This window comes from Sporosarcina quadrami (assembly GCF_014836615.1).
Classification (GTDB): Bacteria; Bacillota; Bacilli; order Bacillales_A; family Planococcaceae; genus Sporosarcina; species Sporosarcina quadrami.
Genome location: NZ_JACSQN010000002.1, coordinates 200,296 through 220,000, shown reverse-complemented (window position 1 = coordinate 220,000; position 19,705 = coordinate 200,296). Strand labels below are relative to the sequence as shown.

At 39.7% G+C, this 19,705-nt stretch carries 23 protein-coding genes; all 23 read right to left on the bottom strand.

Features of this window, described 5'->3' with window-relative positions; translation table 11 throughout:
* Positions 1–4: 4 nt before the first annotated feature.
* Entirely contained in the window at positions 5–1,141 is a 1,137-nt protein-coding gene (locus tag H9649_RS03055; protein WP_191693224.1) for a protein-glutamate methylesterase/protein-glutamine glutaminase, read from the bottom strand.
* A gap of 1 nt (position 1,142) precedes the next feature.
* Entirely contained in the window at positions 1,143–2,006 is an 864-nt protein-coding gene (locus tag H9649_RS03050; protein WP_191693222.1) for a MinD/ParA family protein, read from the bottom strand.
* The gene (flhF, locus tag H9649_RS03045) at positions 1,999–3,117 is read right to left on the bottom strand and encodes a flagellar biosynthesis protein FlhF (RefSeq protein ID WP_191693220.1); all 1,119 of its coding nucleotides are present in this window, start codon (positions 3,115–3,117) and stop codon (positions 1,999–2,001) included. Before flhF ends, H9649_RS03050 begins: the two co-directional genes overlap by 8 nt.
* The gene (gene flhA / locus H9649_RS03040) at positions 3,117–5,147 is read right to left on the bottom strand and encodes a flagellar biosynthesis protein FlhA (protein WP_191693218.1); all 2,031 of its coding nucleotides are present in this window, start codon (positions 5,145–5,147) and stop codon (positions 3,117–3,119) included. The genes flhF and flhA overlap by 1 nt, the downstream gene beginning before the upstream one ends.
* Positions 5,148–5,173: 26 nt before the next feature.
* Positions 5,174–6,256 carry a flagellar biosynthesis protein FlhB gene (gene flhB / locus H9649_RS03035; protein WP_191693216.1) on the bottom strand — a complete coding sequence of 361 codons (1,083 nt, stop codon included), beginning with the start codon at positions 6,254–6,256 and terminating at the stop codon, positions 5,174–5,176.
* Between the two features lies 1 nt (position 6,257).
* Positions 6,258–7,034: a flagellar biosynthetic protein FliR gene (fliR, locus tag H9649_RS03030; protein WP_191693214.1), complete on the bottom strand. Its 777-nt coding sequence runs from the start codon at positions 7,032–7,034 to the stop codon at positions 6,258–6,260.
* Between the two features lie 4 nt (positions 7,035–7,038).
* Positions 7,039–7,308 carry a flagellar biosynthesis protein FliQ gene (gene fliQ, locus H9649_RS03025; protein WP_191693213.1) on the bottom strand — a complete coding sequence of 90 codons (270 nt, stop codon included), beginning with the start codon at positions 7,306–7,308 and terminating at the stop codon, positions 7,039–7,041.
* A 43-nt stretch (positions 7,309–7,351) separates the two neighbouring features.
* Positions 7,352–8,020 carry a flagellar type III secretion system pore protein FliP gene (gene fliP / locus H9649_RS03020; RefSeq protein ID WP_191693211.1) on the bottom strand — a complete coding sequence of 223 codons (669 nt, stop codon included), beginning with the start codon at positions 8,018–8,020 and terminating at the stop codon, positions 7,352–7,354.
* Positions 8,013–8,708 (bottom strand): flagellar biosynthetic protein FliO, encoded by a 696-nt coding sequence (locus H9649_RS03015; RefSeq protein WP_191693209.1) that lies wholly within the window; start codon positions 8,706–8,708, stop codon positions 8,013–8,015. Before H9649_RS03015 ends, fliP begins: the two co-directional genes overlap by 8 nt.
* A gap of 4 nt (positions 8,709–8,712) precedes the next feature.
* Positions 8,713–9,075 carry a response regulator gene (locus tag H9649_RS03010; protein WP_191693208.1) on the bottom strand — a complete coding sequence of 121 codons (363 nt, stop codon included), beginning with the start codon at positions 9,073–9,075 and terminating at the stop codon, positions 8,713–8,715.
* 20 nt (positions 9,076–9,095) lie between these two features.
* Positions 9,096–10,325 carry a flagellar motor switch phosphatase FliY gene (fliY, locus tag H9649_RS03005; protein WP_191693364.1) on the bottom strand — a complete coding sequence of 410 codons (1,230 nt, stop codon included), beginning with the start codon at positions 10,323–10,325 and terminating at the stop codon, positions 9,096–9,098.
* Positions 10,318–11,316 carry a flagellar motor switch protein FliM gene (fliM, locus tag H9649_RS03000; RefSeq protein ID WP_191693206.1) on the bottom strand — a complete coding sequence of 333 codons (999 nt, stop codon included), beginning with the start codon at positions 11,314–11,316 and terminating at the stop codon, positions 10,318–10,320. Before fliM ends, fliY begins: the two co-directional genes overlap by 8 nt.
* Positions 11,317–11,351: 35 nt before the next feature.
* Positions 11,352–11,786 carry a flagellar basal body-associated protein FliL gene (gene fliL, locus H9649_RS02995; protein ID WP_191693204.1) on the bottom strand — a complete coding sequence of 145 codons (435 nt, stop codon included), beginning with the start codon at positions 11,784–11,786 and terminating at the stop codon, positions 11,352–11,354.
* The gene (locus H9649_RS02990) at positions 11,776–11,997 is read right to left on the bottom strand and encodes a flagellar FlbD family protein (protein ID WP_191693363.1); all 222 of its coding nucleotides are present in this window, start codon (positions 11,995–11,997) and stop codon (positions 11,776–11,778) included. The genes fliL and H9649_RS02990 overlap by 11 nt, the downstream gene beginning before the upstream one ends.
* Positions 11,998–12,102: 105 nt before the next feature.
* Positions 12,103–13,074, bottom strand: a complete 972-nt coding sequence (gene flgG, locus H9649_RS02985) for a flagellar basal body rod protein FlgG (protein ID WP_191693202.1) — start codon at positions 13,072–13,074, stop codon at positions 12,103–12,105.
* Between the two features lie 82 nt (positions 13,075–13,156).
* Complete coding sequence (locus tag H9649_RS02980; protein ID WP_191693200.1) at positions 13,157–13,537, bottom strand: TIGR02530 family flagellar biosynthesis protein; 381 nt, start codon at positions 13,535–13,537, stop codon at positions 13,157–13,159.
* Between the two features lie 16 nt (positions 13,538–13,553).
* Positions 13,554–14,198: a flagellar hook assembly protein FlgD gene (gene flgD / locus H9649_RS02975; protein ID WP_318241641.1), complete on the bottom strand. Its 645-nt coding sequence runs from the start codon at positions 14,196–14,198 to the stop codon at positions 13,554–13,556.
* A 4-nt stretch (positions 14,199–14,202) separates the two neighbouring features.
* Complete coding sequence (locus H9649_RS18020; protein ID WP_191693198.1) at positions 14,203–15,495, bottom strand: flagellar hook-length control protein FliK; 1,293 nt, start codon at positions 15,493–15,495, stop codon at positions 14,203–14,205.
* Between the two features lie 47 nt (positions 15,496–15,542).
* A complete protein-coding gene (locus H9649_RS18015) occupies positions 15,543–16,136 on the bottom strand; it encodes a MotE family protein (RefSeq protein WP_191693197.1) in 594 nt (197 codons plus the stop codon).
* Between the two features lies 1 nt (position 16,137).
* Positions 16,138–16,590, bottom strand: a complete 453-nt coding sequence (gene fliJ, locus H9649_RS02960; protein WP_191693195.1) for a flagellar export protein FliJ — start codon at positions 16,588–16,590, stop codon at positions 16,138–16,140.
* Positions 16,587–17,912, bottom strand: a complete 1,326-nt coding sequence (fliI, locus tag H9649_RS02955) for a flagellar protein export ATPase FliI (protein WP_191693193.1) — start codon at positions 17,910–17,912, stop codon at positions 16,587–16,589. The genes fliJ and fliI overlap by 4 nt, the downstream gene beginning before the upstream one ends.
* Before the next feature lies 1 nt (position 17,913).
* Complete coding sequence (gene fliH, locus H9649_RS02950; protein ID WP_191693192.1) at positions 17,914–18,687, bottom strand: flagellar assembly protein FliH; 774 nt, start codon at positions 18,685–18,687, stop codon at positions 17,914–17,916.
* Positions 18,680–19,693, bottom strand: a complete 1,014-nt coding sequence (gene fliG, locus H9649_RS02945; protein ID WP_191693190.1) for a flagellar motor switch protein FliG — start codon at positions 19,691–19,693, stop codon at positions 18,680–18,682. Before fliG ends, fliH begins: the two co-directional genes overlap by 8 nt.
* Positions 19,694–19,705: the final 12 nt, after the last annotated feature.

The window sequence follows — 19,705 nt, the reverse complement described above, 5'->3', positions numbered from 1 at the left end:
CCCTTTATGGTTGTAATGTTTCGATTATTGCTGTTGATATGTTCTGTAGATCTTCAATGCGGTCTGCGAGTCCGGCATCATTAATAGCTTTTGGCATGCCATAAACGACAGATGTCTTTTCCGATTCTGCGATAGTGATAGTTGGATTGGCATCTTTCAGTTTCTGCATCCCTTCTCTACCGTCATAGCCCATTCCCGTCATAATAACGGTTACAAACTGTAGGCCGTTTTGTAATGCAGCTGATTCTAATAGCACATCTACAGCGGGACGATGCCCTTTACGGGGAAGTTCACTATCATCAAGAAGTACACAGTATCCTAATGAACATTTCTTCATCTTCATGTGCTTGCCTCCAGGAGCAATATAAGCGACTCCCTTTTCTAAAACTTCTCCATCTTCTGCTTCTTTAACGCGGATTTCACTTAACCCGTCTAATCTCAATGCTAGTGATTTAGTGAATCCTGCTGGCATGTGTTGGACGATTAGTATAGGAACTTGCAGTGAAGCCGGTAACCGTGTCAGCACTTCTTGGAGTGCCCGAGGTCCCCCTGTCGATGTGCCTATTATAACAAAAGTCTCATACATTTTGGAAAAAAGATTTTTTTCTGATGTGATGTGCTTTTTGGGAGGGTTAATTAATGAATCATATATAGATGTTTCAATAGGTTTAGCTTGTATTTTTTTTTCGCTTTTTTGGACGTTATATTCATTGACAAGGTGTTTGACATTAACCTTTGAAGCTGCAACAACCTTTTCAATAATCTCCTGTTCAACATCTTGAAGATTTAATGAAATCGGTCCTCCCGGTTTGGCAATGAAATCTACTGCACCATACTCCATAGCCATCATCGTGTTCCGCGCTCCAGTTTCGGTCGTACTCGACAACATGACAATAGGGGTTGGCTGGTGTTTCATTATTTGCTGTAAAGCTTCAAGACCATTCATCAATGGCATTTCAATATCCATCGTGATGACATCAGGTTTCAATTCCACAACTTTTGCCAATGCATCTTTCCCATTTCGTGCAATCCCGACAATTTCCAACAAAGGGTGCTTAGAAAGCATGTCTGAAATTAGTTTTCGCATAAATGCTGAGTCGTCAACGACAAGAACTTTTTTCAAACTTTCGGTGGATCTCATGTCATTCACGCCCTTTCGAAAAAATCCCTTTCAGCTTACCAAGAAAGCCTGAACCCTGTTTTTCTGAGATCTGATTAGCTTGTACAAATTGATCAGTAATCGCAGACATCCTTTTTGATATGAGTGCATTGGGATAAAGCAGTATAAAAGGTTTTTGAGCCAAAACTGCTTTATGAACAGATGGATCTTCTGGAAGTAATCCTAAAATAGACGTCTCTTTGTTTAAAAACTTTCGCATCGCATACTGTAGACGTGTCACAGCTTCATTTCCATCATCATGTTTGGATACACGATTAGAGACGATGTTGAATTTCTTTTCTGGATCTTGCAGACAGATAAACTTCATCATAGAGTACGCGTCCGTAATCGATGTCGGTTCGGTTGTAGAAATGACAATTACTTCATCAACAGCAATGATTAATTCGATTGAACGTTGGGTTGCGCCAGCACCCATATCAAATAAGATGAAATCATACTCTTTTTGAAGTTGTTCGAATGCGCTTATTAACCGTTCAAACATATCTTCCGACCAATCAAGCACTGAATCCATTCCCGATCCACCAGAAATGAATGTCATTCCTCCATCTTCAGTATTAATAACATCATCCAGTGTTTGGTAGCCAAGTAAATAATCTTTTAAGCTATACTTGGGTGTTACACCTAGCAGAATATGAATGTTACCCATTCCTATATCCATATCTACAACAATGACTTTTTTACCTTTAATACGAAGTGAATAGGCAAAATTAGTTGAGAAGTTGGACTTTCCAACGCCGCCTTTACCGCTGACAATTGCAATCGATTTTGCCAATTCACCTTGTGCTTTCAACATTTTCATACGTAATGCTTCCGCTTGATCATGCATGATCGACACCTGCCATTAACAAGTTGAGAAGCGTGTCTAGTTCTGCTTCTGTAATATCCTCAGGAACTTCTTGGCCATCGGTGTAATAAGCAATCCCTTTGTCAAATTGTTTCATGAGATTAAAAATAGGGCCTACAGAGCTTGTCTCATCCACTTTTGTGAAGATGAACTTTTCAATTGGAAACGATTTAAATCGTTCAACAATCGTTTTCATATCCTCTTCTTTTGAAGTGACAGAAAGCACTAGATAACTTTCCATATCAAGTGTAAAGTCGATAAGTTTTTTCACATCATCAACATATTTCGTTTCTTTATAATTCCTACCCGCTGTATCTATGAACACGAGATCTAAATCTTTCATCTTATTGATTGCATCTTTGAAGTCTGCATTGTTATATGCAATCTCGACTGGTGCTTGCAATAGATTAGCATAAGTTCTCAACTGTTCAATTGCCGCAATTCGGTATGTATCAGTCGTTATGAATCCGACTTTCTTTTTATGTTCCAATAGAGCTCTTGCTGCAATCTTTGCAATGGTTGTTGTTTTGCCGACGCCTGTTGGACCCAGGACATTAATGAATTTTCGTTCAAATGAAATGCCGCCAAATGGCTGATTTGAGAATTCATTTTTGAGTATAGTTTTTGCAAGTTCTACCTGTTCCTTAATCGTAAAGTCTTTCACTTCAGCTTTCATTTTAGTGGAAATTTCATCACCAATTTTAAATAGAAGTTCTTGAGAGAGATTCTGACTCTCCAACATAGAAAGAAACTTCGATAAGTTCGTAGGGAATTTCTCATATGCAGAAGTCTGCTTCATTTCTTGAAGCATTTTTTTCATTTCTGCCATCTCTTTTTTCATTTCGGGATCTGTTTTCTGTTCTGTAAATACAGGTGGAGACTGTTGTTTTTCAAAGAATAGAGATTCTTTTTTCGGGATAATCGGTTCATCGAAACCAGCTACTACTTCAACAGATTTTTTTTGAAAGAAACCCATGAAACCTTTCGTTTTAATAACTGATGAGCTAAGAATGACAGCATCTTCGCCGAAATCCGAACGCACTTTTTTCATAGCCTCCACCATCGTGTCGGCTGTGTATTTTTTCATTTTCATTAAATATCCACCACCCCAACACTTTGGACTTCTATTGAAGCCTCAAGCTCATTGTATGACAATACAGGTATCTGAGGGAAATAACGTTCTGTAATTTGACGTAAATACATTCGGACTGCAGGTGAACATAAAACAACAGGCGATTGATCCATTAATGCGACTCTTTCAATTTCTCTTGCCATCGATTCCAACACTTCTTGAGAACTTGAAGGATCGATTGACAAGTAGTTTCCTTGCTCTGTCTGTTGAATATTATCAGCAATCAATTTCTCCACTTTGCCCGAAACTGTCAGCACCTTTAATGCATCTTTGCCGGTCGAGTATTGTGAAGTAATCTGTCTAGCCAAAGATTGTCTGACGTATTCAGTAAGTAAGTCAATATCTGAAGAGTATTTCGAATAGTCCGCAAGCGTCTCAAATATAATAGGAAGATTTCGTATGGAAACATTCTCATTCAACAATTTTGCGAGTACTTTCTGAATTTCTCCAATCGATAACGGCGTTGGTGTTAATTCATCTACAAGAATTGGATACGTTTCACGAACATGATCTACAAGTTGTTTTGTTTCTTGTCTTCCGATAAGGTCTGCAGCATTCGCTCTTATTACTTCTGTCAGATGGGTAGAGACGACACTTGGCGGATCGACAACAGTGTATCCCATTATTTCAGCATCTTCTTTTACATCCTCTGTAATCCACTTAGCAGGTAAACCGAATGATGGTTCGATCGTATCAATCCCGATTATGGAATCATCCCCGCCTGGACTCATCGCTAGATAATGGTCAAGAAGAAGTTCACCTCTAGCCAACTCATTGCCTTTGATTTTAATGCGGTATTCGTTCGGTTGTAATTGAATATTATCTCGAATCCGGACGACTGGAATGACGAGTCCGAGTTCCAGTGCAAGCTGTCTTCGTATCATAACGACACGATCTAACAAATCTCCGCCTTGCTGTGCATCGACTAAAGGAATTAGACCGTAACCAAATTCGAATTCAATCGGATCCACATTCAATAAGTTGACAACGTTTTCCGGGCTCTTCAATCCTTCCGTTTCAACTTCCTCTTCCATCTCCAACAATTCATCAGGATTCTCTTCAGGCTTCCTGGAAAGCATGAAAGCTCCAATACCTAATGCCGCGGCAACAGGTATTGTAAACAAGTTACTAATCGGGGTGAACAAACCTAATAGGAATATTGTAATTCCTGCAACGATAAGTAATTTAGGCTGTCCCAATAGCTGTTTCGTAATATCTGTACCAAGATTTCCTTCAGATGCTGCTCGAGTTACAACAATACCTGTAGCTGTCGAGATTAGTAGCGCAGGAATTTGCGAGACGATTCCATCACCTACTGTCAATCGTGAAAATCGTGCAGCTGCTTCAGCAAATGGCAAGTCCATTTGGACAACACCAATAATCATTCCAACGAGCAAATTAATGATAACGATAATAATGCCTGCAATCGCATCACCTTTTACGAATTTTGTAGCTCCATCCATCGCTCCGTAAAAATCCGCTTCATTACTAACTTTTTCTCGACGTGTTCTCGCTTCCGTCTCTGAAATCATGCCCGCATTTAAATCTGCATCAATACTCATCTGTTTCCCTGGCATTGCATCAAGTGTAAAACGTGCAGCAACTTCAGATACACGTTCCGAACCTTTTGTAATAACAATGAACTGAATAATGATCAAGATTACGAAAACGACGAGACCGACGACGACATTTCCTCCAGTTACGAAAGTACCAAACGTGTCAACGACTCCTCCTGCATCCCCTTTTGAAAGGATTGCACGTGTTGTAGAAACGTTCAGTCCGAGTCGGAATAGCGTTAATAAGAGTAGTAATGATGGGAATATGGAAAACTGCAAAGCTTCCTGCATATTCATGGATGTTAGTAACACCATTAGCGCCAATGTAATATTGATGATAATTAGAAAACTTAAAAGCCAAGTTGGCAACGGGATGACGAGCATCGCGACAATCATAATGACTGACGCTAACACACCAATATCTCTAAACTGCATGTCATCCCTACTTTCTCATAATATACTTAGATTTTCTGTTGAATACGGTAAACGTATGCTAAAATTTCAGCAACTGTTTTAAAAAACTCTTCTGGGATCCGGTCCCCAATTTCTACATCATCATATAGGGCCCTTGCAAGTGGTCGGTTTTCGACCATAACTATTTCATGTTCTTTCGCAATCAACTTTATCTTCTGTGCGATGAAATCTGCGCCTTTCGCAACAACAACTGGCGCATCCATCTGGTCATCATCATATTTAAGTGCAATTGCAAAGTGGGTCGGGTTTGTAATAACAACGTCTGCTTGAGGGACCTCCTGCATCATTCTTCTCATCGCCATTTCTCGCTGACGTTGCTTAATGCGGGATTTAATAATCGGATCCCCTTCTGTATTTTTATATTCATCCTTAATATCCTGTTTGGACATTTTCAGGTTTTTTTCATAATCATATTTCTGATAAAAATAATCCAAGATTGATATGAACAACAGGACAAATGATGCGATAATGCCCATCATTGCCACTAACTGTCCGACGACAATCATCGTGTCTTTTGGCGTCTTAAATGCCAAACCAAGCACCTTCTCAATATTCATGACGATAAGCAATGTTGTTACTGATCCTATAAAAGAAATCTTTAGTAAGGACTTCATCAATTCCACTAGTGCACGGATAGAAAATATCCGTTTTAACCCTTTAATTGGATCGATCTTTTTCAAATCGAATTTTAGTGGCTCACTCGTAAACAATAAGCCAAATTGAGCTAGATTCCCTATTATACCCGCAAGGACGGCAACTACCATGACTGGGAGAAGGATAAAAGCCATTTGCGTAAGCATCGTCGTATAAATCATCATCGCCCCGTCCGCATCCAATGAGGTAATCGGCACGAACTCAGTGAACGTATGTGTAAAAAAAGTATAGAAACGGTCACGCATAAAACCTGCAGCAAAAAAAAGAAACATGAAAACGAAAAGCATGACAATAGCACTTGTAACGTCCTGACTTTTTAGTACTTGACCTTTTTTTCTAGAATCAAGACGTTTTTTAGGAGTGGCTTTTTCCGTCTTTTCCCCCGCGAAGAATTGTAAATTCAAACGAATCATCATTTCAGCCACCCCCTAAGATGATCATCAAATCCCTCATAGCTGACATCATAATTTCAAACAACTTTCGCATCATTGAAATCATGACAGTAAACATCGTAACAAGTACAAGGAAACTTACACCGATTTTAATCGGGAAACCGACAACGAAAATATTTAATTGCGGGACAGTTCTCGCAGTAATCCCTAATGCAAGATCTACTAAGAATAATGTAGCAACAATTGGTATGGACATTTGAAAAGCAATGCCAAACGTCGTTGTGAATATCCGTGCAATGAATTCTATAAGTCTCTCGTCTCCGTATGCTGGCCAAAGTACGTCCATTGGGATAAAGCGATAACTGTAAAAGATCCCATCCAACAGCATGTGATGAGCGTTCAATGTAAGTAGCAATAACATCGCTAAGACGTTAAAAAATTGACCGAGTAACGGTGATTGCGCTCCCGTTTGAGGGTCAATTACGTTAGCAATTGCGAAACCCATCTGAAAATCAATAAATCCGCCTGCAATTTGAATCGCCGACATGACTATGTAAGCAATGATTCCTATGGATAAGCCAACGGTGGCCTCTTTTAAAATAAGAAGTATGTATGTACCGTCTATTTGAAGTTCCGGAGCATCAATAGAATATACCATCACCCACGCCAATAATGCGGCAAAAATAACACGCTGTGTCGTTGGAATGGCACGATATGAAAACAATGGGACCGTGACGATGAATGCAGTGACTCGCGTCAGTATGAGTAGGTAAACAGCCAACGATGGCAGTAAATCTTCCATTACATCACCCTATATACCTAACTAGGTTTTCAAAGATGTCTGATGCATAAGCAGTTACTCTAGACAGCATCCAAGGACCAAAAAATATAATTGCAACTAGTACTGCAATAATTTTTGGAACAAACGCCAATGTCTGTTCTTGTATTTGTGTCGTAGCTTGAAATATGCTGACCGCCAATCCTGTAACTAATGCAACAATCAATAGAGGGCCAGACGCTAACAAAATGACCCATATCGCACGCTCCGCTATCGTTATGACCATTTCGCCCGTCATGTTTTTTCACTCCCATTTTTAAATACCGCTTTATCATTCGTCTTCAGCTAAAACTTTGCAACAGCGATTTGATTATGAGATACCATCCATCTACTAGGACAAATAACAGTATTTTAAATGGCAATGATATCATTACAGGCGGTAACATCATCATACCCATGGACATTAAAACACTTGCGACAATCATATCAATGACCAAAAATGGTATAAAAACCATGAAACCCATCTGGAATGCCGTTTTGATTTCACTTAGTGCAAAAGCTGGAACTAACATCGTCAGGGGAATATCCTCTAATGATTCTGGCTGTTCAGCTTTATTATACCGAATGAACAATTCCAGATCTTTTTGTCTCGTATGTTTACTCATGAACTCTTTAAATGGAATACTCATCTGTTCATACGCTTCGTCAAGTGAAATTTCTTCAGCGAATAAAGGTGTTAAGGCTTTTTCATTCACTTCTTGGAAAGTAGGAGCCATGACGAAAAAGGTCAAGAACAGTGCCAGTCCCACAATTACTTGGTTTGGCGGCATTTGCTGTGTTGCCAGTGCAGTCCTTACAAAAGACAGCACTATTACAATCCGTGCAAATGATGTCATCAGAATGAGAATCGCTGGTGCAAGCGACAGGACAGTGAGAAGAAGAAGCATTTTGATGGATGTAGATACGTTTGTCGCGTCACTGTCCGAAAAAAACTGGACGAAATCATTCATCTTTTCTGCTCTCCTTTTCTTCCAATCGGCTTAAGTGTTTCTTTCGTTCGGATTTCAGCTCATGCAATCTGGCTGAAAATATATTTTTGAATTCATCTTGTTCTTCGTGACTATTTGAACGTGCATTTCCTCTTTCGGAAATGAACGTCACTATCTTATTGATAAATCCAGGGGATGTATTCAGCTCATCTTCGCCAAAATAACTTTCCAACTGACGTACCTCTTCAGGATCGACAATTTCCTTGAGCAATCTGACTTCATCTCCGACCCCTACTAAATAGTAAGTGTCACCGATCATGACAAGTTGTACTGATTTCTGTTGACCTAATGAGAGGCCTCCCATGTTCTTCATTAACCGATGCTGTTCAAACATGCGGTTCTTCCGGTTCAAAAACTTCAGCAATGCGAGCAATAGGGCGATGACAAAGATGAAAGCAAAAATCATCCTTACATAATCTCCCCAAGAAGAACCACTAGCTGCCTCGCTCTTTGAACGATCGGCAGCCGGTTCACTTTTGTCTTCGGTGGCAGGACTTCCATCCTTCTCGTCTTTATCTGTTTTATAAAGATCTGAAAGAAATTTGTCATTATCAGAATCCGCAAATGCAACAAGCGAAGGTAAAGTTAAGAACAGTAAGCACGCTACTATGAATGATAATGATTTCTTAGAAATAATTGATGCTCTCATACGATCAACCTAATGCTTTTTGAATCGCTTCGACAACACGGTCTGCCTGGAACGGCTTGACGATGAAATCTTTTGCCCCTGCCTGGATAGCATCGATAACCATTGCTTGTTGCCCCATCGCTGAACACATAATAATTGTCGCAGACGGATCTTTTTCTTTAATGGCTTTCAGTGCTGCAATTCCATCCATTTCAGGCATTGTAATATCCATTGTGACAAGGTCAGGTTTTAATTCTAAATATTTCTCGACTGCCTGTGCTCCGTCAGCCGCTTCACCTACAACTTCAAAATTATTCTTTGTCAAAATGTCCTTGATCATCATACGCATGAAAGCCGCGTCATCTACTATTAAAATACGTTTACCCATTCTCATTGACCTCCCAATTTCTATCTTAAATTATTTAAACGTTCTGTCTGACTTAAAATATCTGTGATGCGTACACCAAAGTTCTCATCGATGACTACTACTTCGCCTCTAGCAATATGACGATTATTCACTAGAATATCAACAGGTTCACCTGCAAGCTTGTCCAATTCCAAAATGGAGCCGCTAGACATTTCAAGTATTTCTTTTACGGACCGCTTAGTGCGGCCTAGTTCAACTGTCACTTTCAACGGAATGTCCAATAACATATTTAAGTTATTAGACTCCGAAGGATTTAACGATGGTGCATCAAAACTGGCAAATTGAGCTTGTTGTACATGTACAGGCGGCTGTTGTTGTCTTTGTGGCATTTGTTGCTGTACATGTTGTTGCATAGGCTGTTCCTGATAATACTGCTGTTGCTGTTGTGCAGGTTGCTGATAAGATGCCTGATTGCCATAATCCATTGTGTTCCGTTGTTCGTAATTCTGTTGCTGACTTGGAGATTGCGCCTGTGGAGCAGGGGCTTCTTCCATCGTGACAGCCGTCTCTTCTTCAGAACCCATGCCCATTAGTTGAGCAACTAAATTCTTACCGAATTGCAAGGGAAATAATTGCATAATATTGGAGTCAATTAATGAACCGACTTTTAAATCGAATGACACTTTAATCATCAATTCATTTTCTGGAATCTGTTCAGCACTTTCTACGCTTTGAATATCGAACAAATCAATAGAAGGTGGAGAAATATCCACTTTTTTATTGAACACAGTCGACATCGACGTTGCAGCAGAGCCCATCATTTGATTCATCGCTTCTTGCACTGCGCTTAGATGGATTTCATTTAACTCCTCACTTGGTGCAAGGCCATCTCCACCAAGCATAAGATCTGCAATAATTGCCGCGTCACTTTGCTTAATGACGAGAAGGTTTGTTCCATTCAAACCTTCTGTATATTCGACTTGGATCGCGACGTACGGATGGACAAATTCCGTTTCTAACAAACTTCTATCCACCACTGTTATTTCAGGCGTTGTAATTTCGACTTTTTGTCCCAATAACGAAGACAACGCTGTAGCTGAGCTACCGAATGAAATATTTCCTACTTCACCTAAAGCATCTTTTTCCATTTCACTTAAATGACTTTGTAAATCATCATTCTCAGAGGACGATGTTGCGGCTTCTTCTGAAGGAAGCGGTTCTCCACGTAACAAAGCTTCAATTTCTTCTTGGGATAGCACGTTATCACTCATCATCTTCATCCCCTCCGTTTAATATATCAATAATTTGCACAGCCATTCGGTTTCTCATATGGCCTGGTTGTGCAGTGAATTTTGGAATATCCCCGACTTTCACAATAAGAGGATCTTCAATTTTCGTATCTAGCGATATAACATCTCCCGATTGGAGATACAAGAAATCTTCAACAGACATGGAACCTTGTCCAAGTTCCGTTGTAATCGGCAAACTTGCTTGTTTTAATCGTTTCTCTAAAATAATACTTTGTTCAGGAGATGGTTCTTTTTTATTTGTTTGCATCCAATAACGAACCGATAAATTTGGAACAATCGGTTCTAGGACAACGTGAGGAATACAAATATTTATCATTCCGCTAGATTCACCGATCATAATATTGAATGAGATGACGACAACCGTCTCATTTGGAGAAATCATCTGTAGAAATTGCGGATTGACTTCCATCTCCGAAAGGAAAGGATCAATTTCTATAATTCCTGCCCACGCTTCGCGCAAGTTATCAAAAGATCTTTCAAATAAATTCGTTAAAATCTTCGTCTCGATTTCAGTCATATTATCGACTTTACCAGGACCATCCCCAACCCCACCCATTAATCGATCTAACATGGAATAGGCGACATTCGGATTCACTTCCATGATGATATTACCTTCAAGCGGTGGAACTTCAAATATATTGAGCAACGTCATGTTAGGAATTGATCGGATGAATTCCTCAAATGGAATTTGATCGACCGAGGCAACATTAATTTGCACATATGTCCGCAACTGCGCCGAAAAGTACGTCGTCAATAATCTGGCGAAGTTTTCATGGATTCGCGTCAAACTTCGGATCTGGTCTTTTGAAAATCGAAGCGCACGTTTAAAGTCATACACTTTGACCTTCTTCGTGTCATCTTCTTTTTTCATCTCATCCGCTGACATTTCACCAGTAGATATTGCGGATAATAATGCATCAATTTCATGTTGGGATAAAATATCTCCCGCCATAAAGCCACCTCCAATCCAAGTGCATAATTAGTTCGTTAATTAATGATGTGAGAAACAATATACACTTTCTCAATTTCTCCACTCTGCATTAGCGGATTCAGCTGTGCCTTAATTGAATCCTCGAATGCTTGCTTACCGGCTTTCCCAGCAAAATCGTCTGCTGTCATTTCAGACAGCTCTTGAATAACAAGGTTCTTCACTTGGAAATCCCGTTTCAGCAACTCTTCAGCCGCCTTCTTATTGGTTGTCTGGATTTTCAAGGAAATTTTAATAAATTGCTTTCCTGAAAGATTTGTCGTGATTTCAGGTATGTCAACGGACGATTCAATAATTTCATCTATTGTCGGTTCTTTCGGTTCAGTCGAGCCGTCGTTATTAGTTAACTGCAACTTGAGAACGAGTCCGATTATACTTAATAACGAAATGACGACTAAAACGATAAGTGCAATGGTTAGTGCTTTACTCTTCATCTTCTTCACTCCAAATATGTGGATTCGATAACAATTGAACCGATTGATAGAAATCGATAATGCGTTGGTTAATGACATCAACCGGATCGAGGACGACATATTTGGTACCCGTCGTCAGCGTTATTGTAGTATCAGGGAACGTCTCCACTTTCTCTATGTACAGTGCATTTAATGTGAAAATTGCACCGTTCAATCGTGTAACTTTTATCATATGTAAAGGGCCAGGCACAGAGCCGGCCCGGCCCTCCTTTTCTGATGAAGCTTTTGTATGTTTGAGAGGCTTGCTAACTGGGTAAATATAGTATTGGAATTACTATTATCGTTTCAAGTTGACAAGTTCTTGCAAAATTTCATCCGATGTTGTGATAATACGTGTGTTTGCTTGGAAACCACGTTGTGCAACGATCATTTCTGTGAATTCTTCGGATAGATCGACGTTGGACATTTCTAGGAAGCCTGATTCGATAGCACCTATACCTTCTTTTGTACCAACTTGGAATAATGGATTCCCCGAGTTAGCCGTTTGTTGGAAATAGTTCCCTCCTGCTTTATTTAAACCGCCAGGATTCGAAAATTTGGCCAAAACTAACTGTCCAGCCCATTTAAGCGTTCCTTCTGAGTCCACAAAAGTGACTGTACCATCCTGGGCAACACTCATTGATTGAGCATTTTTAGGAATGCGTAGTGGAGTATATTCCCCTGTAGCTGTTGTAGGATTCAAATCTGCTACTCCATCATCATCTGAGTCAAGATTGCCTACAGTAGCTGAACTATCTACTGTATTTGCATTCGGATAAGCTGTAGCCACTGATGATGGCTCGCCATCCCAACCAGCAACAGCATATCCAACTAAGTATTTACCGTCAGAATTTACCAGGTAGCCATTGTTGTCCATATAAAAGTTTCCTGCTCTTGTATATAAAGGATTAGTAAATTCGCCGGAACCAGATTCAGCGTCTACACCAATACCATCAGCTACCTGAAAAAAACCATCGCCAGAAAGAGCTAAATCTAAAGTATTCCCAGTGAATTGTGTAGATCCTCCTGAATGAATTGTGTCAATAGCCGAAATTTGTGATCCTAATCCTACTTGTTTAGGATTCACACCTCCACGAGCATCACTACCACCTGAAGCACCAGCTACAGTCTGTGAAATCAAGTCTTTAAAAATCGTTCGTCCTTTTTTAAATCCATAAGTATTAACGTTAGCAATATTATTACCAATAACATCCAACTTAGTTTGGAAGTTTTTCAAGCCTGAGATTCCTGAGTACATAGAACGTAACATTTTAATTTTTCCTCCTCGGATTATATGTACTACCTCATTCGGTCGGTAGTACGGTGGCATCCTCTGTCTGAGGTCCTGCCGGTTAGCTTAGCACGATTGTGCCGTCGATGTTTGTGAATAGTTGGTCTTTCGCTTCCATGCGATCCATCGCTGTAATGACTGTGGAATTTTTTGCGCTGACGATCAGTGCTGCTTGATCCATGAGTACAAGCGATTCTTTGATTCCCTTCACTTTTGCCTCGTTCACCTTGTCTGTGATGTGTGCCCATTCGACTTCTGAAATATGGATATTGCGTTCTCTCAATCTGTCGGTTGCATGTTTGCTGATTTTCAACTCTTGTGGCTGGATTGCCTTGTTGAGTTGTTCTAGAAACGATTGCTTTGGGCTTTGTATCGATTTATGCGGTTGTCCTTGGCGTATGAGTGTCTGCGACGGAACGTGGTGGATGTTTACTTTCTCCATATCCTCGCTCCTCTACCTATTTACTTATTGATGTAAATAACTTTCCATCAATTCGAGTACCATCACTTAAAATGTATTCGAGTTTGCCATTTTTATTGGAAACAGAGTCGACGGTTCCTGTTTTTTCCACTTCCCCATCCATATATCCTACTGTCTTACCAATAAGTTGGCTTGCTTCAACTAAACTATTATTGTTTGAACCTGCTAATACTTCAGATATGTTTCCTGGGGTCAGTTCTTTACCGTCCTCCATCGTAAATACGACAGAACCGTTTACATACTTTGTTGATTGGATAATGCCTGTTCCTTCATTGATAATTGGTTTGCCCTCTTCGTCTTTTTTGTCAGTCACTTCGTGCCACTTGACACTTTTACCTACAAATTGATTGTATTGGATTAACTGAGATTGATTTTGAGCTTGTGCAAACTTTTCAAATGCATTCGCCAAGTTCATTGTTTGTTCTAATGAAGAAAATTGAGCCATCTGCGCGATGAATTCATTATCTTTCATTGGATTTGTCGGATCCTGATTCGTCAACTGTGCAATGAGAATTTTCATGAAAGCATCTTTTCCCATCGTGTCAGGACCTGTTTTACGTTGGTCACGTTGTTGATTCATAAGGTACATTGAATCCGTTATTGGTTTTTGTACTTCTGGCACTATACTACACCTCCAATTCAATCATAATTTCTTCAAATGACATTTCATCGTCTCCGGATGAACTGTTATTTTGCTTGGACTCTTCCTTCTGCTCACGATTGAACTGTTCATTGAAAGCTTGTTCACGCTCGTTTTTCGAAGATTCCTGAATGGACTGTGTTACGTCAATCCGTTCTACTTGCAGATTCTGTTGCGCTAACGCATTTCTCAATTGATGCATTTGGCTGTCTAACATACCTTTTGCCAAAGCAGTTGAAGCTAATATTCTCGCAGTAAGAACACCATTTGTTTCATGCAGTTCTATACGGATTTGACCTAGATGTTCCGGATAAAGCTTGATAAGCATCCTTGTTGATCCGCCGACTTGACCGAAGTTCGATCGTTTAAATAGCATTTGCATTTCACGCATCAAAGCTTCACTGCGTGATGAGCCTGCAGAGTCAGTTTGAGTTAATGAAAATTCTGCTCTTGTTGCTGTGACTGCGATATTTGCGCTGTTTGATACTTGGTTAATTGTTTCAGGTTGTTTTTGAGTTGCATTTTCATCTGAAGTTGAAGAAGCTGAATCAGCTTGTACAACTACTCTGAAATTTGATTGATTGATAAATTGCATGACGTCCTGCTTAACCGGGTTCGCACTCAGAGTGAGTTGTTGAAATTGTTCTGACGCACTTTGAACCATCGATTGAAAACTGAACATCTTTTGTTCCATAGGAAGTGTCATATCAACTTTTGGAGCTGTCAGTTCCATAGCTTTTAAGAAAGCCAATAAATTGATGGCTTCGTTGTGATTTGCTGATTTCTCAACAGAGACATTGAATTGTTGAAAAAAATTCATGCCTTGCTTCTCAATAACACTCAACAATGTCCATAAATCAGTTGAGGTCGTTAATCCATCTATTTCTTCCTCTTTGAGATTCGTCTTTTTCAAAATGTCCTTCAAAGTCTCAAGCAATTTCTCGCATTCGACAGAAAGCATTTTTGCCAAGTCTTCTATACTACTGATAGTTCCTATGGCTTCCATATTGTTGGATAGCTCGATGTTTTCATAACCAGGTATTGCTTGCAATGCTTGTTCAAGCTCTTCTGGTGTTTTTGCGTCGAATAATAGTTGAATCATCTCTAACGGAATTTTCATTGCTTCTTCGTTTCCTAATTTGATCCCAGGCGCATTTTTCATCGTAATTCCAGCAAACACATTACCAAACGACTGCATCGAAGATTCTGTACTTTGAGCAGAATTAGTTAGTGTTTTACCGCCTACTCCCATCATTGCTTGTAACGCACCGATATTCACTTTTTCATTCACCTCCCCTCAATCTCTATTATACTACTTTTTTCTAGTTATTTCGTCATAAGACTTGTATATTTTGCGGCGTCTTCGACAGACATCTTTTCTAATATCGGCGCAAGTATGTCTGGTTTCAAGCTAGTGAGTATCTGAATCGCTTCTGCATCGCTCATTTTTGAAATGACAGGTGCAGCGGATTTAGGTGACATCTTTTCGAACGTGGAAATAATTTCTTTCATATCTCGTCTTGAATCATCTTTTTGAACTTTCAATAACTCGATTTCATTCAAAAGATTTTTCTGTTCGATGAGAAGATCTTCTTTTTCTACAATAGATTTGTCGAGTTCTTCCTGGAGTTTGAATAGTTGAGCTTCTTTTTCTTGGATTTCAGCCTGAAGTGTGACAACTCGCTCATCCATTGCAAGCTCTGCTGAAACATCATCTTCTTCACTATCCTTTTCGATAAAAGGAAGTGACTGTGTCAATTCTTTTGCTTTATCAAATACATTAATGTCAGCAACATACGCAATGACGAGAAGGACCATTGTTGTAAATAATAAAGGAATGAGTGTCCAGAGTAACAACTCTTGGAAGACCCGTGTACCTTTCTTCTTTTCGGTTTTTAATTGACCAGACTTTTTAGCCACATTACCACCCTGTTTCTCTTCTTTGGAACTTCAATGTCGACAATTCGTCTAGCATGATCGCTTCTGTTTGTTCCATTTCCGTTCGATAATGCTCTTTGTCTTTTTCTTTCATCTTTTCGTACTTCTTTACTTCAATGGATCTTTCCAACAATTTCTCTTCATACCAATTCATTTTTGAACGGGCTTTAATAACAGATTGTTGGAGTGTTTCAATACGCTTTTCTAAACTGTCGATAAAATTCGCAAATTGATGGATATCTGTGATGAAAAAACCTTCCCGAAGCTTCTGTTGATGTTTATCAGTTACTTCCTCTTTCTTTTTCAGCACTTCATACAGCTCATTTGCGACGATTTCAAAAGATTCAACAGACTTTTTAAATTCTATTTCCGTATCCGTTTTTTCCTGTTCACGAAAATTAAGAACTTTTTCAAATCTATATTGATATGGTTTCAACGTGAGCCACCTCCTGGAGCCAGTGAAATCAATTCACTAATACTGTCTTCCATGTTCACATTGTCTTTATAACTTTGTTTTAAGTAGTTCGTAATATGCGGTTCGAATTCAATCGCTTCATCAATCTCTCGTGAAGTCCCTCGCTTATATGCACCGATGTTAATTAGATCTTCGGATTTATCATATGTATAATATAATTCACGAAGTTTCTCCGCTGCTTTTACATGCTCCGGACTTGCGATATGATTCATTAAACGACTAACACTCTTTAAAACGTTTATCGCTGGATACTGACCTTTGTTTGCAAGTGTTCTGTCCAACACAATATGCCCATCCAAAATACCACGTACAGCATCCGCAATTGGTTCGTTCATATCATCTCCGTCGACAAGGACCGTATAAAAAGCGGTAATAGCACCAACTTCATTCGTACCTGTGCGTTCTAACAATTTAGGTAATATAGAAAAAACAGAAGGCGTATATCCTCTTGTCGCAGGTGGTTCACCGACTGCTAGACCTATTTCACGTTGTGCCATTGCAACACGGGTAACAGAGTCCATCATGAGCATGACATTCATGCCTTTATCTCGGAAATATTCGGCAATTGCAGTTGCTGTGAAAGCACCTTTTATACGCATAAGTGCCGGCTGGTCCGAAGTAGCAGCTACTACTATTGTTCGACTCAAACCTTCAGGACCGAGATCGCGTTCAATAAATTCACGGACTTCACGGCCACGTTCACCGATAAGACCGATTACGTTCAAATCAGCCGTCGTATTTCTTGCAATCATTCCAAGTAGTGTACTTTTCCCTACACCCGAGCCTGCAAATATTCCTACACGTTGACCATTTCCAACAGTGAGCATACCGTCAATTGCTTTGACACCTACTGCTAATTTTTCATTAATTGATTTACGCGACAACACATTCGGAGGTTCTTGCTCCGCACTAACCGTAGAGAGTCCTTTCGGTAATGCACTTTTATCAATCGGATTCCCCATTGAATCGAGTACTTTTCCAATCAGATTCATTCCTACTTTTATTTCCAGAGGCTTTCCTGTACTTTCAACAAGACATCCGCTAGAAATATCATTAATGCTTGTATATGGCATAAGAATAACGATTTCTTCACGGAATCCAACAACTTCCGCAAGAATAATAGAATCTTTGCCATTATTTAAATGGATATGACAAACGTCACCGACTGAACTGACCGGACCTTGAGACTCAATCATCAAGCCAACAACACGAACAACGCGTCCGAACTTTGGGAAAGTATTCAACTTTGAAATATATCCTATCAGTTCTTCAGCTTTCTTCATTTCAGTCACCACTTTCCATCAATTCTACAAGTTTCTCCTTCAGTTCAATCAGTTGATCATCTAAACTCACAACGATTCTTCCTTGATTCGTTTCAATGAAGCACTCATTCTTGTCAAAATCTTCATTAGCGAAAATAAGGAAAGGAATATCAGGAGGGAACACTGCAGCAAGTTCGTTTCTGTTTCTAGAAACATTTTCATAGTCTTCAAGTGACACGTAAAGTTTGATTTCTTTAGATTCCCTTGCCTCTTTTAATCCTCTTTTAACCATCGTAATGAAAGTCTCATCGTTCTCATCCAATACGCTACCGAGAATCCTTTCGGCAGTTCGCATTGCCAGCTCAAGAATAACTCTTTCTTGGCTTTCCAAATACTTGACAGCATTCTCACGTGATAGAGCGACTGCATCATTCGCTAATTTCACGGCATCCGTCATTTCTACTAACGCTTTGTTGCGACCCTCTTCGTAACCTACTTGGAATCCTTCGTCATAAGCGCTCTGTTGCAATTTCATCTTTTCATTCGCCCAAGCTGCATGCATATCCTTTATATCATCCATCGCAGTCTGTCTTAGATGATGAAGATTTGCTTTTTCAATTTCAATTGTCATACGCGCTTCTTTTAGTAACTTGTCTCGCTCAAGAAAAAACACGTCTCTAGATAACGTTTCTTCCTTCATAGATTCATTCTCAGGCATATTTAAATTACGAATTGTAATTTCTTTAACGTTGCCTTCTTTTGAAACCGTCCGCTCAGAACGGAAAATGTTAGACAATGACGTCATCCCCTCCACCGCGGGCTATGATGATTTCACCTGAATCTTCCAGTCTTCTAATGATGGATACAATCCTCGCTTGCGCTTCTTCGACATCACGCAATCTGACAGGGCCCATAACTTCCATTTCTTCTTGGAATGATTCGGCCATACGCTGTGACATGTTCTTAAAGAGTATTTCGCGTACTTCCTCACTCGACACTTTAATAGACAATACAAGGTCTTCGTTTTCACATTCCCTAACAATACGTTGTATAGAACGGTTATCCAATGTGACGATATCTTCGAAAACGAACATTCTTTTTCGAATTTCTTCTGCAAGTTCAGGATCCTGAATTTCAAGTGCATCGAGAATCGTCTTCTCAGTAGCACGGTCTACACCGTTTAACACTTGAACAACTGCATCGACACCTCCAGTTTCAGAGAAATCCTGTGTAACTGTAGAGGACAATTTCCGTTCCAACACGGCTTCGATTTCACTAATAACTTCAGGTGAAGTGGAATCCATCGTTGCAATTCTTTTTGCAATGTCTGCTTGCATTTCCTGTGGTAGTGAAGAAAGAATCATCCCCGCCTGTTCAGCATCCAAATAAGACAATATTAATGCGATTGTTTGCGGATGTTCATTTTGGATGAAGTTTAAAATCTGTCCCGGATCTGCTCTACGCGCAAAATCGAAAGGACGCACTTGTAATGACGATGTGAGGCGATTAATAATGGCTTGTGCATGATCTTTCCCTAATGCTTTTTCAAGAACTGTTTTTGCATATCCGATTCCACCTTGAGAGATGTAATCTTGTGCAAGCGCAATATTATGAAACTCCGAAATAATCTCATCTTTCACAACGGAATCTACCTTTTTTACGCCGGAAATCTCTAGAGTTAATCTTTCAATCTCCTCTTCGGTCAAATGCTTATATACAGCCGCTGAGACTTCCGGCCCCAAAGAAATGAGGAGGAGTGCAGCTTTTTGTTTACCGGTCATGCCTTTCTCTTTCTTTACCACAATTATCCCTCC